At 67.3% G+C, this 17,968-nt stretch carries 14 protein-coding genes; 9 read left to right on the top strand and 5 right to left on the bottom strand.

Features of this window, described 5'->3' with window-relative positions; genetic code table 11:
* The first annotated feature begins 580 nt into the window (after positions 1-580).
* A complete protein-coding gene (locus ACZ6S4_RS23125; protein ID WP_465476903.1) occupies positions 581-1,981 on the top strand; it encodes a replication initiator in 1,401 nt (466 codons plus the stop codon).
* Positions 1,982-2,694: 713 nt separating this feature from the next.
* Here the strand turns inward: ACZ6S4_RS23125 and ACZ6S4_RS23120 are convergent.
* Positions 2,695-5,061 carry a hypothetical protein gene (locus ACZ6S4_RS23120; RefSeq protein WP_465476902.1) on the bottom strand — a complete coding sequence of 789 codons (2,367 nt, stop codon included), beginning with the start codon at positions 5,059-5,061 and terminating at the stop codon, positions 2,695-2,697.
* Positions 5,062-6,003: 942 nt separating this feature from the next.
* Between ACZ6S4_RS23120 and ACZ6S4_RS23115 the strand changes: the two genes are divergently transcribed.
* Positions 6,004-6,231 (top strand): winged helix-turn-helix domain-containing protein, encoded by a 228-nt coding sequence (locus tag ACZ6S4_RS23115; RefSeq protein ID WP_465476901.1) that lies wholly within the window; start codon positions 6,004-6,006, stop codon positions 6,229-6,231.
* 348 nt (positions 6,232-6,579) lie between these two features.
* Here the strand turns inward: ACZ6S4_RS23115 and msrA are convergent, their stop codons facing one another.
* On the bottom strand, positions 6,580-7,218 hold the full coding sequence (gene msrA / locus ACZ6S4_RS23110; protein ID WP_465476900.1) for a peptide-methionine (S)-S-oxide reductase MsrA: 639 nt from the start codon (positions 7,216-7,218) through the stop codon (positions 6,580-6,582).
* Positions 7,219-7,225: 7 nt separating this feature from the next.
* Complete coding sequence (locus ACZ6S4_RS23105) at positions 7,226-7,651, bottom strand: HIT family protein (protein WP_465476899.1); 426 nt, start codon at positions 7,649-7,651, stop codon at positions 7,226-7,228.
* Positions 7,652-7,675: 24 nt separating this feature from the next.
* Between ACZ6S4_RS23105 and ACZ6S4_RS23100 the strand changes: the two genes are divergently transcribed.
* The 4 genes from ACZ6S4_RS23100 (at position 7,676) to ACZ6S4_RS23085 (ending at position 12,781) form a co-directional block, all read left to right on the top strand.
* Positions 7,676-8,827, top strand: coding sequence for a cystathionine gamma-synthase (locus ACZ6S4_RS23100; protein ID WP_465476898.1), 1,152 nt, complete (start codon positions 7,676-7,678; stop codon positions 8,825-8,827).
* Between the two features lie 24 nt (positions 8,828-8,851).
* Positions 8,852-10,219 (top strand): amidase, encoded by a 1,368-nt coding sequence (locus ACZ6S4_RS23095; RefSeq protein ID WP_465476897.1) that lies wholly within the window; start codon positions 8,852-8,854, stop codon positions 10,217-10,219.
* Between the two features lie 62 nt (positions 10,220-10,281).
* Entirely contained in the window at positions 10,282-11,505 is a 1,224-nt protein-coding gene (gene ilvA, locus ACZ6S4_RS23090; protein ID WP_433725183.1) for a threonine ammonia-lyase, read from the top strand.
* Between the two features lie 43 nt (positions 11,506-11,548).
* Positions 11,549-12,781, top strand: coding sequence for a M48 family metalloprotease (locus ACZ6S4_RS23085; RefSeq protein WP_465476896.1), 1,233 nt, complete (start codon positions 11,549-11,551; stop codon positions 12,779-12,781).
* Here the strand turns inward: ACZ6S4_RS23085 and greA are convergent.
* Complete coding sequence (greA, locus tag ACZ6S4_RS23080; protein WP_360823098.1) at positions 12,778-13,272, bottom strand: transcription elongation factor GreA; 495 nt, start codon at positions 13,270-13,272, stop codon at positions 12,778-12,780. The genes ACZ6S4_RS23085 and greA overlap by 4 nt on opposite strands.
* Before the next feature lie 90 nt (positions 13,273-13,362).
* Positions 13,363-13,782, bottom strand: coding sequence for a DUF4307 domain-containing protein (locus ACZ6S4_RS23075; protein ID WP_465476895.1), 420 nt, complete (start codon positions 13,780-13,782; stop codon positions 13,363-13,365).
* Between the two features lie 112 nt (positions 13,783-13,894).
* Between ACZ6S4_RS23075 and mca the strand changes: the two genes are divergently transcribed.
* The 3 genes from mca (at position 13,895) to ACZ6S4_RS23060 (ending at position 17,962) form a co-directional block, all read left to right on the top strand.
* Entirely contained in the window at positions 13,895-14,776 is an 882-nt protein-coding gene (gene mca / locus ACZ6S4_RS23070; RefSeq protein WP_465476894.1) for a mycothiol conjugate amidase Mca, read from the top strand.
* Positions 14,777-14,793: 17 nt separating this feature from the next.
* On the top strand, positions 14,794-15,150 hold the full coding sequence (locus ACZ6S4_RS23065) for a hypothetical protein (RefSeq protein ID WP_465476893.1): 357 nt from the start codon (positions 14,794-14,796) through the stop codon (positions 15,148-15,150).
* Between the two features lie 259 nt (positions 15,151-15,409).
* Positions 15,410-17,962 carry a putative bifunctional diguanylate cyclase/phosphodiesterase gene (locus ACZ6S4_RS23060; protein WP_465476892.1) on the top strand — a complete coding sequence of 851 codons (2,553 nt, stop codon included), beginning with the start codon at positions 15,410-15,412 and terminating at the stop codon, positions 17,960-17,962.
* The last annotated feature ends 6 nt before the right edge of the window (positions 17,963-17,968 follow it).

Genomic DNA, 17,968 nt, shown 5'->3' with positions numbered 1-17,968 from the left:
GTCAACGGGCTCCGACGGTGTCCCACGGTCAGAGCGATGCGTTGTTACTGCGAGTTGCATTCCGGGCTAGCGGCGGGCTAATCGCCTTGAGGCCATGATTCATGGCGTTACTCTCGATCGCAGAGCCGCGAGCATCGCCCCATCTGAATACGGAAGCAACGCGCCCTCTGCCTTGACTAGCTAGCCGGTATCGGCCGCTTAAGCGACGAGAGGACCGCCGTCGCGGGACATCCGGACCCGTGGCCCATATGGCGGTAGGCAGACGCATCAGGCCAATCACTTTCTCGATTCCACGAATCACGCTTCCGTAGCATCCGTCGCCATCATTTCCGCACTGTTTGCCGGTGCGGCGATGTCGCGCGCTCTTTTCCTGGAATCGAGGAAGGAGCCGCCCCAAGTTGGCAACGGTCAGTGCGAGGGAGTGGGGACGCCGGCAAGCCGCCGCGTCACCAATCTGGTCAGACGAGAAGTGGCAACGCATCGGCGCGATCCTCGGCGTTGATCTGACGCAGCCGCGGACCAGTGCGGAGGACGAACGGCCAACCGATGAACGCGATGGTCCAGCCCTGGGCAGGGCCGCATGAGCGGGCTCAAAGATCTTCCCGAGGACATCCGGGCGATAGCGGCCCGCATGGCGATGCCCGACTTCGCGGAGTGGCAGAAGCAGGTCCGGTCAACGGGTGCGTGCGCGAACCCCACCCGGATGCGCGGGCATCGCACTGTCATCGACGCCGCAACGGGTGAGGTGTTGGATCACTACAGCACCGATGACGAGCCGATGGGGTACCGACTGGTCCGTTGCGGGAACCGACGGGCGGCCGTGTGCCCGTCATGCTCGCAACTCCACCGTGATGACACGTTCCAGGTCGCCAACGCTGGTCTGGCTGGCGGCAAGGGCATCCCGGAGACGGTTTCCGAGCATCCGGCCATTTTCGCCACCCTTACCGCGCCGTCCTTCGGAGCTGTTCATGCGAGGCACAAGAACGCGGGCCGGGACGGCAAGCCGCTGCGATGCCAGGTTCGCCGCAACGCTGAGGCGTGCCCGCATGGCGTCGTCATGTCATGCCGAGAACGCCATGGTGAGGGCGATCCCCGGGCCGGCGGTGCCCTCTGCCCAGAGTGTTACGACTACGCCGGTGGGGTGCTGTTCAACGCCTACGCCGGTGAGCTGTGGAAGCGGTTGACCATCTACTTGCGGCGCGAGGTCGCGGCCACGGTTGGGCTGAGCCGGAGTGCCCTGAGCAAGGTGGCCAAGGTGTCGTTCTTCAAGGTCGCCGAATATCAGGCTCGGGGCGTCATCCACTTTCACAGCGTGATTCGGGTCGACGGGCCGGACGGCCCTGAGACGTCGCCTCCAGCGTGGGCGACCGTGGACCTATTGGAGGGGTGCCTACGTCGAGCGGTTGCGACAGCCTCCATCGACGTGCCCGAGCCGACAAACCCGAACCGGGCAGTTCGAGCGGTGCGGTTCGGCACCCAGGTCGATACTCAGGCGATCGCGGAGGTAGGGGGAGGCATCACCAGCCGCAACGTCGCTCGCTACATCGCCAAGTACGTGACCAAGGGCGGCGAGATCACCGGCCTGCCACCGCGACGGATCAAGAATTTGGACGCCTTGCATCACCTGCGCCTGCCTGTCCATACGGAGCGCATGGTGCGGGCCTGCTTCGATCTGGATGCCATGCCCGCGTATTGGGAGGTGCCGTTCCGCCGCTGGGCACACATGCTCGGCTACCGAGGCCATGCCGCAACCAAGAGCCGCAGCTACTCGGTCACCTACGGCGTGCTGCGCAATGAACGAAAGGCTCACCAAGAGGCTGAGCGCCGCCAGGCAGAGGGACTACCCACACGCGATGGGCGGGAGATCTTGATTGACGCCAAGTGGCGGTTTTCTGGTTCAGGGCTCGCACGCGGTGAGGAGAGAATCGTTGACGGCATCCGTGCCGGTCAACAGATCATGCGCCGTATCGGTGGGGCTTGATCGTCAGTCGATGGTTACGAGTTTCAATACACGGTCAAGGCGGCCCGCTTCGCAGGCCGCTCGCGCCGCCCAGCAGGGCCGAGCCGGAGGCCCGCCGCTCGGGGACCCCGCGCCCCAGCCTTCGGCGGGCGCACCCCGGCGGTTCCAGCCCGGCGGCAGGCGCGACACATTGAGAAGCCCCGGGCCGCCGAAGTAGCCGGCAGTTCCGGGGCTTACAAGTCCGCGGTGGTATCACACCTCCGGCGGGGACTCCTAACCTCTGGGATGGGTGGTGCCATCCCGTCAACCTTCGTCCAGGGGAAGCTGAGCGGACAGGGCCTGCCTCGTCAAGGTCGGTCAGACGTCGGGTGCTCCACCTTGCCCAGGCAGGCCCTGTCCGCACCACGGTGTGTGGACGAAGGCCGACGGGATGGCAAATACCGATTCACGCGTACGGGACTTAGCTCACTACGTCATGACAAAAAGCGGGTAATCGAATTCCGCTACCAATATGCCCAGGATCTTATGTGACTTCGACAGGGCGCGAGGTGCGCTCTGCACCGCCCTGGGATCTAGTCCAGTCATCCGTGTAAGTTTTTCCGGTGCATGCGTTCGGAGGACTGAGCGAATGCTTCCTTAAGTGCCGTCATGACTAAGTCCTGTATCTCAGATGGTGTGACGGGCCTTGGGATAGATATGCGCCAGTCACCACAGGTGTGCGATCAATCGCACCGTCATTTCCTGCCCTTCTTAGATTTGCGGCCGCGAAGGCGATGCGTCGACCGCCTTGCCGATGGAGGGCTAGGGTGACCCGCGCGGTCGACAGGGCGAAGGCCAACCTTTTCAACCAGATCGTCAAGATCTTGAGACGGTCCGGTAGGTTCGTTATCGTACATAACGCACTCAACGTCTACTCGACCATTGATGACGATTCCTAGTGCACGGTCAGCTTGGAATTGATGTTTCTTGGCCGCCATATATACTCGCAACCCGTCGGTCGCCTCGTTGAGCGTCACATACCTAGATCTAGTCTGCGCAAAGAACAGAGGATAGCCGAAGCATCCGGCGTAGGCGCTCACCACCTGATGCGGCTTTCCGCTAATTCGACTTTCCTTCGCCATCCTTTTAACAGTGGCAGCCAGATTGTCTTGGGAACTTTCGGAAAGCGAAAGTAGATCCGCTCCAAATCTAAACCAGCCAGGTTTGCGATCGGCTGTTAAAAAGTCGACAAACTCGGCAACCCAGGAATTGGTCCTGAATGCGGGCTTCGGTGCAGCGAAGGGATTTTGACCCTCGCGGTAGTACATCCAGGCGTCCAGAGGATCCGTATGGGTGCCGACGCGGGTAAGAACCGCCGACTCCGCGAATCGGCGACGGTCTCGCTGTGATGGCACGGGTGCCCCGACGTAAAGGCGATGAGTCTCGTCTGGGTCCGGTTCAACGTAAAGCCCGCCCTCCATGAATAGCATGAAAAGGTCGAGTTCGTCGGTAGCCCGATATAGCCGCGCAACGTCGGTTCCGGATCGTCTACGGATGTAGAGGAGTAGTTCGGATGGTCGATCAAGAACTGAGCAAATGACTGCCAGGTCGTGAAGCGATGTGACCCAAGGGAGTTTGGCGTCGGTTATGACGCCCGCTCTCCGCAACTCGTCCAGGGCTGTGCCGGCTGGCCCAAAGTCGTCTAGCCCGACGGCGACCGACCGAACTTCCCGGACTTCCGAGAGGTCAAGCCAGCTGCCGTCCTCGAGCCATAGTCCGCGATTCTGCTCTATGAGACGCTCCAGCCTTCGGGCTTGCGACGCTGCGGAACCGATTGTCGTAGTCAACTCCCTGTTAAAGCGCGCTACGTCACCACGTCTGGCTGGGTCCGCGATGCTCCGAGCTTTGACCTCAACGCAAATTGCCACGTCGCCCACAAGGAAAAGCGCATCGGCCTCTGTCTGGTCTGCTTGGTCCCCAGGATTTCGGCAGGCTGCATCGAGAACGGAGTACTCGATGCCTTCGCGTGGCGCGAAGTATTTTAGGTTTGTCCGTAGGGGTGGCTCCCCGAGGGCGGTCGTCAGATAGTCGACGGTCAACCCCTCGGAAACCTCCATTCGAGCCTTGTCGTAACGCTTCCAGTACTTCGTTCCCTTTAGTCGCTCCTCTGCAATTCGACGGATCGAGTCTGTTCCAATCTCAAGACTGACCATGGAATATGCACCTTGACCATCTGTCAAGAGGGCTCGAGTAGCGAATCGGTTGTTACCACGCAAGAATTGGAATACGCTTTCGTGAACGTTCTCCGAGGCGTCGAAATGGATGCTAAATGAATCCATTACGGATTTGACAACGTCCTGCTGCAAGTGAGCTTCAGCGGCTATCTCCTCGACACTGACTTGCGCCCTCTCTCCGGGGAGAAAGATGAAGTCGGTGAGAGCTTGCCGGCCTTGATTGATGCGCTCCTTGCTTTGTAGACGGCGGCCACCATCCCACTCTGCGGCGACCTCGCCCAAGAGGTCTCTTGCGGCGGTAAGCTTAGCGCTGTAGGTCTCCTGAAGCGCATTTCTGACCGAGTCGAATTCGGCGTACGTGAAACCGAGGGTCGACCGCAGAGCCTCATCCATCGACGGAGTGTTGAAAAGAGCATCATTAAGTGCATCATGTATGGAGGAGTATTGCATCGATCGAATAGCCATCATACTTGACTGGTACTCCGCCGCGAGACGAGCCAGCGGTTCGTCCTGTCGAATATTGCTCTCAAAAAGGAGCTTGTACGTAGCGGTCCGTACTAGTTTTGCCGCCCGGCTGTGTAGTTCCTCGATCACTTCATGAGGGCGAGTCGTATCTCTTTTCACGCCGCTCGGATGACGAACTCCTCGTGATATGAGGACCAGAGCGACCAACTCGATCGCCGAAGCCATGCCGTCGTGCGCGCTTTGCGGCAGCAGCGCTGGAATAGGCGGGATAGCGCGCATACGCACAAGTTCAAGTACGTCGAACGCATCGGCGTCGGCAACAAGACCGAGCATGGCGTCGACTTCTAGAGCTATGGCAGCTCTGAGGGCGTCATTGAGGTCGCTTGTTGTTTTACACGGCACAAACTGCCTTAGCTCGTCCACCGGTTGCTCACCCAGCGATCCAAAATTGACCCGACCAGTCGCCTTGTACTTCGGCTGATGCTGAGATTGCATTGAATCTTCCTTGGCAGACGTTCAGGCAGTTGTGGTGGCGACCATACGTCGTCGCGTCGTAATTTTCATCCCGTTAACTACCGGAGAGCGCAACCGACCCGCACGTCTGGGTGAACCGGATGTCGGTTCACCGCGGTCGGCGTGCGGCAGTACCGCCATGGAGTCGCTTTGAGGTACAGCGCGGAAGTACAGCAACGAACCAACCTTCAGCGGCCTGAGAGGTGCGGTGTCCGATCGCTGACCTGCGTATCAGCCTGAACTGAGCTGGGTCGCCGCTAATCCATAGGTTCCGGCCCAGGCGCCTAGCGCTGTCGGGCACCATCCGTAAGGATGTCGACACGCATAGCTATCGATGGGAGTGCCACCGTGTACGAGAGCATGGCGATGTCCAACGCTGACGCAGCTAGCGACCGGACCGACCAGGAGGATCAGACGCGCGCCATTGGCGAAGGGTTGGCCGCCGTTGCCTACGGTCTCCTAGACGTTGCGCATGCCATCCGAGAACTCGCAGAGGCGCAGCGCAAAGAGTAGGTCCGCAGTCTGCCGAGTGGTGGACGTGGCCCTCTGGGTGTTCCTGCCGGGGCGACCTGAAAGCCGACGACGTTGTATCTAGCCGATCTCCCCGGTGGCGTAGAAAGTGGTCCACTGTGCTTGGCGTAGGGCAAGGTAGGCAGACGAAAGCCCGGAGCATCACGGTTGCTCCGGGCTTTCACCTCGACCACGGGCCGGATCATCACCTCCGACCTCGCTGTCAGCATCTCCCAAGCGCCAACCGAGGAGAACTACCGTCAACCTCCCACAGCTAGCGTTGGGTAGTCAAGGGCTAGTCATTGGTGCTCTACTCGGAAGTGCCAACCGAGGAGATCACCTGTGCCACCGCGCTACCGATACGAAGAGATCGCTGACGACCTCCAGCATCGCATCAAAGCTGGCGAGTTCCCGCCCGGCTCACGCCTGCCCAGTCGCCGCGAGCTGATCGCCCACTACGAGGTGACGGAGCCCGTGATCGACCGCGCCATGCAGATCCTCCGCGTCAAGGAGATCACCGAGACGCTGCCCGGCGTCGGTGTCTTCGTTCGCGACGACCCCGGCGCATAGCTCCCGATCTGCTAGGCCGATCGCGTCCGGCCTGCTGGCTACGCGAGCGCCGGCATCGGCCGACGCGCCGGCTACATCGGGCATTGACGAGATCGGCCGACAACCACGCGGTGCAACACAAGTCTCGGACCTCTGGGATGAGGTAAGCCATCCCGCCGTCCGTCGCCCCAGGCGAAGCCGAGCAGACCGCCGCCGGGGCCGCCATCCTTCGTAGTTACCTACTGCCTGGCGAGCCGTGGCGGCCCCAGCGTCGGCCCGCTCCCCGGTGGGTGGGTCGACGGCCGACGGGATGGCAAGCAGGTGAACCGAGGTGCCCTCAGCCGAGCGAGGACACCTCGATGCGACCAACTAAGCGGTCTTGGCAACACCGATCGGGCAGGTCATCCCGTTCGGCCCGTGGTTGCAGTACCCGTTGGGGTTTTTATCACTTGAAAGGTACTGCTGGTGGTAATCCTCGGCGTAGTAGTACGCCCCCAGCGGCGCAATCTCAGTAGTGATCTGCCCCCGCCCAGCCTTGGTAACCACCGGCTGGAACGCCTCCACCGAAGCCAACGCCACGGCCGCCTGCGATGGCGTAGTCGTATAGATCGCCGACCGGTACTGAGTCCCCACATCGTTCCCCTGCCGCATGCCCTGCGTAGGGTCGTGGTTCTCCCAGAACGCCTTCAGCAACGTCTCATAGCTGATCTTCGCCGGGTCGTAGACCACCTGCACGACCTCAGCATGCCCGGTACGCCCCGAGCAGGTCTCCTCGTACGTAGGGTTCGGGGTCGTCCCACCCGCATAACCCACCGAGGTCGAGTACACCCCGGGCAGCAGCCAGAAGATCCGCTCGGCTCCCCAGAAGCAGCCCATGCCGAACACGGCCGTCTCGAATCCGGCCGGCCAGGGGCCCTTCAGCGGGGTTCCGAGCACGGTGTGCTTTTCAGCCACAGGGGCGGCCAGGTCGAGCTTCTTGTACCGCAGGAACACGGTCACTCCTCTCATCCGCCCTCTACAACGCTCCCTCCAGCGCGATCCTTACCCGGTCCGCATACGACTGCGCCTCGTCGGGCGAGGAGGAATACTTCGTGCGCGGCCAGAAGAAGCCGCGCAGCCCGTCGCCCTTCGTCCGGGGTACGACGTGCGTGTGCAGATGGGGCACGGACTGTGACACCACGTTGTTGATCGCCACGAAGGTTCCCTGGGCGCCCAGCGCCGACGGCACCGCCGCAGCCACCCGCTGCACGAGGGCGAAGTAGCCCGGCAACAACGAGGCCGGCAGGTCGGTCAGCTGGGAGACGTGCGGGCGTGGCACCACCAGGACGTGGCCTTTGAAGACCGGCCGGATGTCGAGGAAACCGACCCCCTCCTCGGTGTCCACCACCCGGAACGCGGGAACCGTACCCGCCACGATCGAACAGAACAGGCAGTCGGGCATCAGCGCAGACTAGCCTTGCCTTTCATGACGGGTAACACGTACGGCTTCGACACTCTGGCCATCCACGCCGGGCAGGACCCGGATCCGCGCACCGGGGCGGTGGTGCCGCCTATCTATCAGACGAGCACCTACGCGCAGGATGCCGTCGGTGCCCCGCGGCTGGGTTACGAGTACAGCCGCTCGGGCAACCCGACCCGCGACGCCCTGCAGGAGTGCCTCGCCGCGATCGAGGGTGGCCGGCGTGGTCTCGCCTTCGCCAGCGGGCTCGCCGCCGAGGACACCCTGCTGCGCACGGTTTGCCGGCCCGGCGACCACGTGGTGATCCCGGACGACGCGTACGGCGGCACCTACCGGCTCTTCGCCAAGGTCGCGGAGAACTGGGGCCTGGACTGGACCGCCGTGTCGCTCAGCGACCTCGACGCGGTGCGCGCCGCGTTCCGTCCCGGGCACACCCGGCTCATCTGGGCCGAGACGCCGACCAATCCGCTGCTGAACATCGCCGACGTCACCGCCCTCGGCGCGCTGGCCCACGAGTACGACGCGATGCTCGCCGTCGACAACACGTTCGCCTCTCCCTACCTTCAGCAGCCGCTGGCGCTCGGGGCCGACGTGGTCATCCACTCGACGACCAAGTATCTCGGCGGACACTCCGACGTCGTGGGTGGCGCCCTGATCACGGCCAGTGACGACCTCGGTGACCAGCTCGCCTTCCACCAGAACGCCATGGGTGCGATCAACGGCCCGTTCGACGCCTGGCTGACTCTGCGGGGCATCAAGACCCTCGGCGTACGCATGGACCGGCACTGTGACAACGCCGAGCGCATCGTCTCCTACCTCCAGGACCACGAGGCCGTCGGCCAGGTGCTCTACCCGGGGCTGGAGTCGCATCCCGGACACGAGACCGCCGCCAAGCAGATGTCACGCTTCGGCGGCATGGTGTCGTTCCGCGCGGCCGGCGGCCCTGAGCAGGCGATCAACATCTGCAACCGGACCAAACTGTTCGTCCTGGCCGAGTCGCTCGGCGGCGTCGAGTCGCTGATCGAGCACCCGGGACAGATGACACACCTGTCCGCCGCGGGCTCACCGCTTGAAGTCCCCGCCGATCTCGTGCGACTGTCTGTCGGCATCGAAACCGTTGACGATCTGCTCGCGGATCTGGAGCAGGCGCTCGGCTAGGGCTTAGACAGACGGAGACGGGCCATGGAGAACCTGGCGACCACGTGGGTGGGTGCCACGGCGAAGCAGATCTCGCGTGCGGTGCGGCGCGGCGACACGACAGCCACCCAGGTCGTGGCCGATCACCTGGAGCAGATCGCGATCTCCGATCCGGCGATCGCGGCGTTCCGCGTGGTGCGGGCCGGTGAGGCGATCGCCGAGGCCGAGAAGGTCGACGACCAGGAAGACCTGGCCAACCTGCCGCTGGCGGGCGTACCGGTCGCGGTGAAGGAGAACACGCCCGTCGCCGGCCTGCCGACCTGGCACGGCTCGGCGGCGGCGCGCTCCGCCGTGGCCGAGGACGATCACGAGGTGGTCCGGCGGCTGCGCGGGGCCGGCGCGGTGGTCGTCGGCGTGACCCGGATGCCCGAGATGGGGCTGTGGGGCACGACCGACGGCGCCGAGGAGCCGACCCGCAACCCGTGGGCGCTGGAGCGTACCCCTGGGGGTTCGTCGGGCGGCTCGGCCGCGGCCGTCGCCGCCGGCCTGGTGCCGATCGCCCAGGGCAACGACGGTCTCGGCTCGGTGCGCATCCCGGCCGCCTGCTGCGGCCTGGTCGGGCTCAAGCCCGGCCGCGATGTGATCCCCTGCGACCTGGGGATCGACGGCTGGTTCGGGCTGACCGAGAACGGCGTCCTGGCGACCACGGTCGCGGACGCCACGCTGGGTTTCAGCGTCATGGCCGGCCGCGCCCCGGCCAAGCTCGTCCAGCCGGACAAGCTGCGGGTCGGCGTCTCGTTGCGCTCCCCGGTCGCCGGGGTACGCCCGGACGAGCCCAACCGCGAGGCGGTGGCGAAGGCGTCCAAGCTGCTCGTCGGTGTGGGCCACGACACGATCACGGCTGACCCGCCGTACTCGACCGCGGTCGGCCTGGCCGGGCTGGCGACCTGGTTCGCCTGCGCGTACCGGGAGGCCGACGCGGCCGGGCTGGACGTCCGGACCCTGCAGCCGCGCACCCGCCGGCACATCGCGATCGGCAAGCTCATGTGGCGGCGCGGCTGGGTCGGGCAGCGCCAGCGCGACGCCTGGCGGGAGAAGAGCATCCAGTTCTTCGCCGACAGCGGCATCGATGTGCTGCTCACGCCCGCTCTGGCGGCGGCGCCGCCGCCCGCCGACGGGCACGCCGCGGGCAGCTGGCGGCGCAACATGCAGGTCAACATGGCGTACGCGCCGTACGCCGCACCGTGGAACATCGCCGGGCTGCCCGCCATCGTGGTGCCGGTCGGCCTGCGCCCGGACGGCCTGCCGATCGCCGTGCAACTCGTCGGACCGCCCGACTCGGAGCTGCTGCTGCTGGCGATCGCCGGGCAGCTGGAGGTGGCCAACCCCTGGCCTCGTCACGCCTTCGTCTGAATTGACCCGCGGCGGAACACCCAGGAAACCCATCACGTGAGCCGGGTGGCACGATTCGACTCATGACCGATCTGCTGGAGCTCGCCGACATCGAGGCCGCCCGAGCCCTGCTCACCGGGGTCGTCAAGACCACCCCGCTGGAGCACTCGATGCCGCTCACCCGCACGCTGGGCGTGCCTACGTGGCTCAAGTGTGAGAACCAGCAGCGTGCGGGGTCGTACAAGGTGCGGGGGGCGTACACCCGGATCTCCCGGCTCTCCGACGCCGAGCGCGCCCGCGGCGTGGTCGCCGCGAGCGCGGGCAACCACGCCCAGGGCGTCGCCTTGGCGGCCAGCCTGCTGGGCGCGAGGTCCACGGTCTTCATGCCGGAGGGCGCGCCGCTGCCCAAGGTCTCGGCCACCAAGGGGTACGGCGCCACGATCGAGTACGCCGGCACGACAGTCGACGACGCGCTGGCGGCGGCCCGCGAGTTCGCCGACGCGACCGGGGCGATCCTGATCCACCCGTTCGACCACCGCGACATCATCGCCGGGCAGGGCACCGTCGGCCTGGAGATCCTCGAGCAGTGCCCGGACGTCGGCACCATCGTCACCGCGGTGGGCGGCGGCGGCCTGATCTCGGGCGTCGCGGTGGCCGCCAAGGCGCTGCGCCCGGACATCCGGATCATCGGCGTGCAGGCGATCGGCGCGGCGGCCTACCCGCCCTCACTGGCCGCGGGGGAGCCGCTGACTTTGGACCGCTCGGCGACCATCGCCGACGGCATCGCGGTGATGCGCCCGGGCGTACTGAACTTCGCCCACGTCAGCAAGCTGGTCGACGACGTGGTCACGGTGACCGACGAGGACCTGTCGGCGGCCCTGCTGGTGCTGCTGGAACGCCACAAGATGGTGGTGGAGCCGGCCGGCGGCGCCTCGGTGGCGGCCCTACTCACCGGCAAGGTCGACCTGAAGCCGCCGATCGTGGCCATCCTGTCCGGCGGCAACATCGACCCGATGCTGCTGCTGCGGGTGATCGAGCACGGCCTGGTGTCGGCGGGCCGCTTCCTGCGCCTGGCCGTACGCACCGGCGACCAGCCCGGCGAGCTGGCCCGGCTGCTGGCGGAGATCGCCGAGCAGCGGGCCAACATCGTGGACGTGGCCCACTCGCGGCAGAACCCGCGGCTGAGCTTCGGCGAGGTCGAGGTGCAGCTCTCGGTCGAGACCCGCGGCCCGGACCACTCGGCCGCACTGATCGGCGCCCTGCGCAGCCAGGGTTACCCACTGACCCTGCTGTCCGGAACACCCTGATCGGGACTCCATGCGACCGCGGAGTCCGGCATGATCACCTCTCGTGAATTGCCCCCGGTGCTCCACCGCCACCGTGACCGCCCGCACCGCCGCACCCTGGTGCCCGTCGTGCGAATGGAACCTCGACCTCTTCGAGCCGGACCGCCGCCGGCCCGAGCTCGGCTGGAAGTGGGCGGACCGGGCCACCCACCGGGTCGCCTGGCGGCTGACCGCCGGGCAGTTCGCCCAGTTGGCCGATGGGCCGCTGCGGCAGCGCGGCTCCACCGCGACACGGGTGGTGACCTTGACGGTCGGGGTGCTCCTGCTGCTCTTCGTCGCGCTGCTCGCCGGCTTCGGCGTGTGGCTGATCCTGTACGACTTCCCGCAGCTCACGATCCTGCCCGGGGTCGTGCTGCTGGTCCTGGCCGGGGCGTTGCGTCCCCGCTTCGGCAGCCTGGACGACGAGGCGCATTTCCTGGACCGCGCCGAAGCGCCGGAACTGTGGTCCCTGGTGGACCTGGTTGCCGCGCACACCGGTGCCCCGGTGCCGCATCTCGTCGGGCTGGACCACTCGTTGGGTGCGTACACGACCACAGTGGGGCTGCGCCGGCGGCGGGTGCTCTGTCTCGGTGCGTCGCTCTGGTCCGCGCTCGATCCGCAGGAACGGGTCGCGCTCATCGGCCATGAGCTGGGCCACTTCGTCAACGGGGACTTGCGGCGGGGCCCGTTCGAGCACGTCGCGCTGACCACACTGGGACGGCTGGCGTCGCTGACCCATCCGAACGGCGAGGGCGGGAACGGCATCGTCGACATGATCATTTCAGCCGTGCAGTGGATGCTGGCACACCTCATCATGAGTGTGCAGCTGCTGGTCGTCTGGATCGGCCAGCGCGACGCTCAGCGTACGGAATACCTCGCGGACGAGATCGCGGCGCGGGCCGCCGGTAGTGCTGCCGCGGTGCGCCTGCTGGACGTGCTGCTGCTGCACGATGCGCTGGACACGGTGATCCGGCGGGAAGCTCGAGCCCAGCGTTCCGGTGCGGCGTGGCAGGAGGCTGCCGTCGTCGCGCGGGCGAACCTGGCTTCCGCCGTACCGGTGCTGCGGCAGCTCAGCAAGCGTGACGAGACGTCGCTCTTCGCGTCGCACCCGCCGACCGGCTTGCGGGCCCGGATGCTGGAGAGCCGGCCGCAGCAGGCGGCCGGCGTGGTGCTGACGGAGCAGCAGGCGGAGCGGATCGATCACGAGATCGCCGGACCCGTCGAGCGGGTCCGGCGGGATCTCGCGTCGGCCGGCTAGCCGCCGAAGGGGGCGAACTCGACCACGGTGACCTTGATGTCCGCGCCGCTGGGGGCGGTGTAGGTCACGGTGTCGCCCGGGCCCGCGCCGAGGATCGCCTTGCCGAGCGCCGACTCGGGGCTGTACACCGTGTAGTCGGTGGTCGCGGCGATCTCACGCGAGCCGAGCAGGAACGTCTCGGTGTCGCTCTTGTCGTCGTCGAAGTAGATCGTGACGACCGTGCCCGGTGCCACCTTGTCGGCGCTGGGCGCGTCGCCGACCTCCGCCTTGCGCAGGAACTCCTTCAAGTAGAGGATCCGGCCCTCCTGCTTGCCCTGCTCCTCGCGCGCGGCGTGGTAGCCGCCGTTCTCGCGGAGGTCGCCCTCCTCGCGGCGGGCGTTGATCTCGGCGGCAACGGCCGGCCGGGCTGCGATCAACTCGTCGAGCTCGGCCTGCAGCCGGTCGTAAGCGTCCTGGGAGAGCCAGGTCTTCGACGCCTCTGAACTGGTCACAGACTCTTCTCCTTGAACGTACGGGTGGAACGAACAGGCGTACGGAGCGAATCACCAAGCTTACCAGCGGTGCGCACGGCACCCGGTGGGTCAGCCCGCGGCCGCGCACCGGACGACGTCGCCGACGGCCGCCTTGGCTGTCGTCGCGACCACCTCGCTGGCGTCGATCGTCGTGGCGGAGCCTTCGGCCGAGACGGTCACCGTGCGGCGGCCGACTTCCGCGCCACCGTAGTCGCGGGCGCGCAGGCCGCACGTGGCGGAGCCCCCGGCCGGCACCCGGACCTTGAAGCGGATCGTCACCTGCTTGTCGGTGACGTCCGACCAGCCGACGATCTGCGCGTCGTAATCGGGGTCGCCGTACTGCCCGTAGAGCCGGACCACCAGGAACACGGCGGCGATCCCGACCAGGACGGCGAGCAGGGCGGGCACCAGCCACCGGCGGCGTCCGTCGCGGCGCCGCCCGTAGCGGCCCGGCGGGAATACCGGAGCTGTGGCGCGCGTCTCGCTCACCAGGGGGACCTCTCCTGCGAAATATGTCGGTGCCATCGGCCAGAATGGCCCTGTCCATCTTCGCAGCCGGCACCGGGGTCCTGACGACAAGGCCCGGTCGAGGGAGAAATCAGTGGCTGAGCAGTTGCGTCTCATGGCGGTGCACGCGCACCCCGACGACGAGTCCAGCAAGGGCGCGGCCACGATGGCCCGCTACGTCGCCGAGGGCGTCGAGGTGCTGGTCGCGACGTGTACGGGTGGCGAGCGCGGCAGCGTGCTCAATCCGAAGATGGACCGTCCGGAGGTCATCGCCGACATCGCGAACATCCGCCGGGCCGAGATGGAGAAGGCCCGGGCCATCCTCGGTGTCGATCAGGCCTGGCTGGGCTTCGTCGACTCCGGGCTGCCCGAGGGCGACCCGCTGCCGCCGCTGCCCGAGGGCTGCTTCGGGCTGGTCGACCCGGCCGAGGGCGCGATCCCGCTGATCAAGCTGATCCGTGAGTTCAAGCCGCACGTCATGACCACCTATGACGAGAACGGCGGCTACCCGCACCCCGACCACATCATGTGCCACAAGATCTCGGTACTGGCCTTCGACGCGGCCGGTGACCCGGAGCAGCACCCCGAGCTGGGGGAGCCGTGGCAGCCGCTGAAGCTCTACTACAACTCCGGCTGGACCCGTGCCCGGATGCTCGCCCTGCACGAGGGCATGCTCGCGGCCGGTCTCGAGTCGCCGTACACGGAGTGGCTCGAGCGCAGTGAGGAGCGGCCGGACCGCGGTGACAAGATCACCACTCGGATCGAGTGCGGCGAGTACTTCGAGGTCCGCGACGACGCGCTGCGGGCCCACGCCACCCAGGTCGACCCGGACGGCTTCTGGTTCCACGTGCCGATGGAGCTCCAGCAGAAGGTGTGGCCGACCGAGGACTTCGAGCTGGTCCGCTCGCTGGTCGACAGCCCGCTGCCGGAGTCCGACCTCTTCGCCGGCATCCGCGAGCGGGTCGAGGCCCGCTGAGGCGTACCGTGAAGGCCATGGACTTCGTGGTGGCGGTCAACAACTTCGGTGATACCCGATCGGGCGGCCTGGCCGGTCCGATGGGACTGTTCATCATCGTGCTGATGGCCATAAGCACAGTCCTGCTGATCCGCAACATGAACAAGCGGTTGCGTCGGCTTCCCGACAGTTTCCCGGATCCGGCGGCCACGGAGCGGGCCGCCGAGATCGCTCGGCTCGATGCGGACCTGCAGCGACCCGGGGCCACGCCGCGTGGCACCGGCGCTGCGGCGGACCCCTCCGACGCTCCCACCTCGGCAATGGATGCCGAGGTCAATGGCGTGGACCGGATCGACAGCCCGGCGGCCGGCGAGCGGCGCGACGAGAACGCTTAGTTACATCGGATTGAATTCCACTTTGTCAAGACCCGCGAGCAGCCCTCCGGTGTGTTCTGTCTCTGCCGGAACATTGACAGTGCTCATCCGTCAACCCCTGTTGCGTTCTGCCGGATTGGCTTAGCCTTCCGCCGGGGGGCTTTGACGTCCCTCCACCCTGTGCGGAAAGGGGGCTGACGATGACCATCTTCCAGCCCTCGCTTCCTCCACTGCAGATGCACGTGCATCCGCCAGTGCCGCTGGTCAGCAGGGGGGTGGCATGACTTCCCAGCCCGTCCTCGCGACCGATGCCCGGCGCGATCGAGCCCCCGTCAAGAACGGTCCGGTGTCGCGACCCAAGGCCGGTCGGGTCCTTACCTGGATCGTCGTCGTCACGGCCTCGCTCGTCGCCGTGGCCGGCATGATCGTTCCGCTGCGCGGGCCGGAAATCATGTCGCTTTCACCGGCCGGCGCGATCGGCGTCGCCGTCCTGCTCGCGGCCGCCGCGCAACTCGCCCGGCTGCGTTTCCGGGTCGGCCGCGGCACGGTGAGCATCTCCTGGGGCGAGACGGCGTTCATCGTGGGCTTCGCGCTCGCGCCGCCCGGCTGGCTGCCCGCCGCCACTTTGCTCGGTGCCGTCGGCGCCTGGGTCATCATCACCTGGCTCAACGATCAGCGTGTCGTCGCCGACCTGGTGCACCTGGCCGCCTCGCTGAGCCTCGGCGCCGCCGCGGCGACCACCATCGCGTACGCCATCACCGGCCCCGCCGCACCGCTCGGCAGCACCCGCACGCAGGTCGGCCTCATCGCGGGCGCGTTCACCTATCTGGTCGTCACGATGGGTCTCGCGGTGCTGACCCTCTCCCTGCACCGTGACGCCCCGCCGGCCCAGATCGCCGTCCGCGCCCTGCACGCCAAACTGCCCATGTTCGTCGGCAACGTGCTGGTCGGCCTGCTCTCGCTCTTCGCGCTGGTCAACGGGCCGATCTGGCTGCTGGCGCTGCCGCCGTCGCTGTGGCTGCTGCAACGCACCTACCGCTACCACCTGCGCGCCGAGGAGGAACGCCGGATCTGGGAGGCGTTCGCCCGCGCCACCCGCACCCTGGGCGGCTCCTCCGAGCTTGCCGTCGCGGCGGCCGGCCTGCGCGGGGCGCTGGACGTGTTCGGCGCCCTCCGCGTCGAGATCGAGGTCCTGCAGCGCACCGGCAGTCCCCGGCGGTACGCGGCCGACGGCGCCTCGCACGACCCCACCCCGGGCGCCCTGCCCGGTCCGGTGATCACGCGCATTATGACGGTCGGCGGCGCCGAGGTCGGCGAGCTGACCGTGTGGTTGTCCGAGCCGACCCTGCCCGTCGCCCGCGACGAACTCGCCGTCTCCGCGTACGGGGATGCCCTGGCCGGCGCGTTGCACGACGCGGCGGCGCACGAGAGGCTGGCTCAGCTGGAAGAGAAGGTGGCCCACGACGGTGTGCACGACCCGTTGACCGGGCTGGCGAACAGATCCGCGCTGCTGACCGACGGCGACGCGCTGCTGCACTCGTTCGACCGGGACCGGCAGGTCGCGCTGCTGCTGCTCGACCTCAACGACTTCCGCGAGGTCAACGGCACCCTCGGGCACCGGGCCGGCGACGCCATGCTGTGCACGGTGGCCGAACGCCTCACCGACCTGGCCCGCGAGCAGGAGTTGGTGGCCCGCCTCGGCGACGACGAGTTCGCCGTGCTGCTGCCGACCATCGCCACCCTCACCGACTCGGCCACGCCGCTGCACGAGACGCCGAACCCGCTGCCCCGGGCCGTGCGCCGGGCCCGCGAGCTGGTCGACCAGCTCGGCCTGCCGATGGAGATCGGCGGCGTCCGGCTGGTCACCGAGATCGCGGTCGGGGTGGCCGTGTCCAGCGCCGGCTCCACCGACCTGGCCGAGCTGATCCGGCGGGCCGGCATCGCCCTCGACCAGGCCAAGGAGTTGCACGTCGGGGTGGCGGCGTACGACAGCGCGCGCGACGCCAGCAGCACCGACCACCTGGCCCTGCCGGCCGAGCTCTACGACGCGCTCACCGCCGACGACCAGCTCGTGCTGGTCCTGCAGCCCGAGGTCGACCTCCAGACCGGCGCGCCGACCGGCGTGGAGGCGCTGATCCGCTGGAAGCACCCCCGGCGCGGCATGCTCAACCCCAACGACTTCATCGACACCATCGAGCACGGCGAGCTGCTCGCCCCGTTCACCCGCTACGTCCTCGACCACGCGCTGGCCGCCGCCGCGGACTGGGCCGGCCACGGCCTCGAGCTGCCCGTCTCGGTCAACGTGTCGGCCCGCAGCCTGCTCGACGCCACCCTGCCGGCCCAGGTCGCCGACGCGCTGCGCCGGCACCGGCTGGGCGCGGGCCGGCTGGTCCTGGAGATCACCGAGTCGGTGGCGGTCAGCGACCAGGAGGTCGTGGACGAGGTGATCGCCGCCCTGCGTGACATGGGCGTGCAGATCTCGGTCGACGACTTCGGCACCGGCTTCTCCTCGCTGTCGTTCGTCACCCGGGTCGCGGTGGACGAGCTGAAGGTCGACCGGTCGTTCGTCACCGACATGACCGACTCCGCCGCGGCCGCCGCCGTGGTCCGGGGCGCGGTGGAGCTCGGCGCCAGGCTGGGCGCGCGGGTCGTGGCCGAGGGCGTCGAGACCGCCGACCAGCGTGCGGCACTGCTGGCGCTGGGCTGCACCTCGGCGCAGGGCTACCACTTCAGCCGCCCGCTGCCCGCCGACAAGATCGTCGCGGCGCTCAACCAGTTGGCCCAGGCGGCGCCGCCCAAGGTCATTCCCCTGCGCGCGGACGGCGCCTCCTGAGGTTCA

The organism is Actinoplanes sp. NPDC051405 (assembly GCF_055586185.1).
Note: the sequence above shows the minus strand (reverse complement) of the source record. Positions and strands in the feature narration are given on the sequence as shown.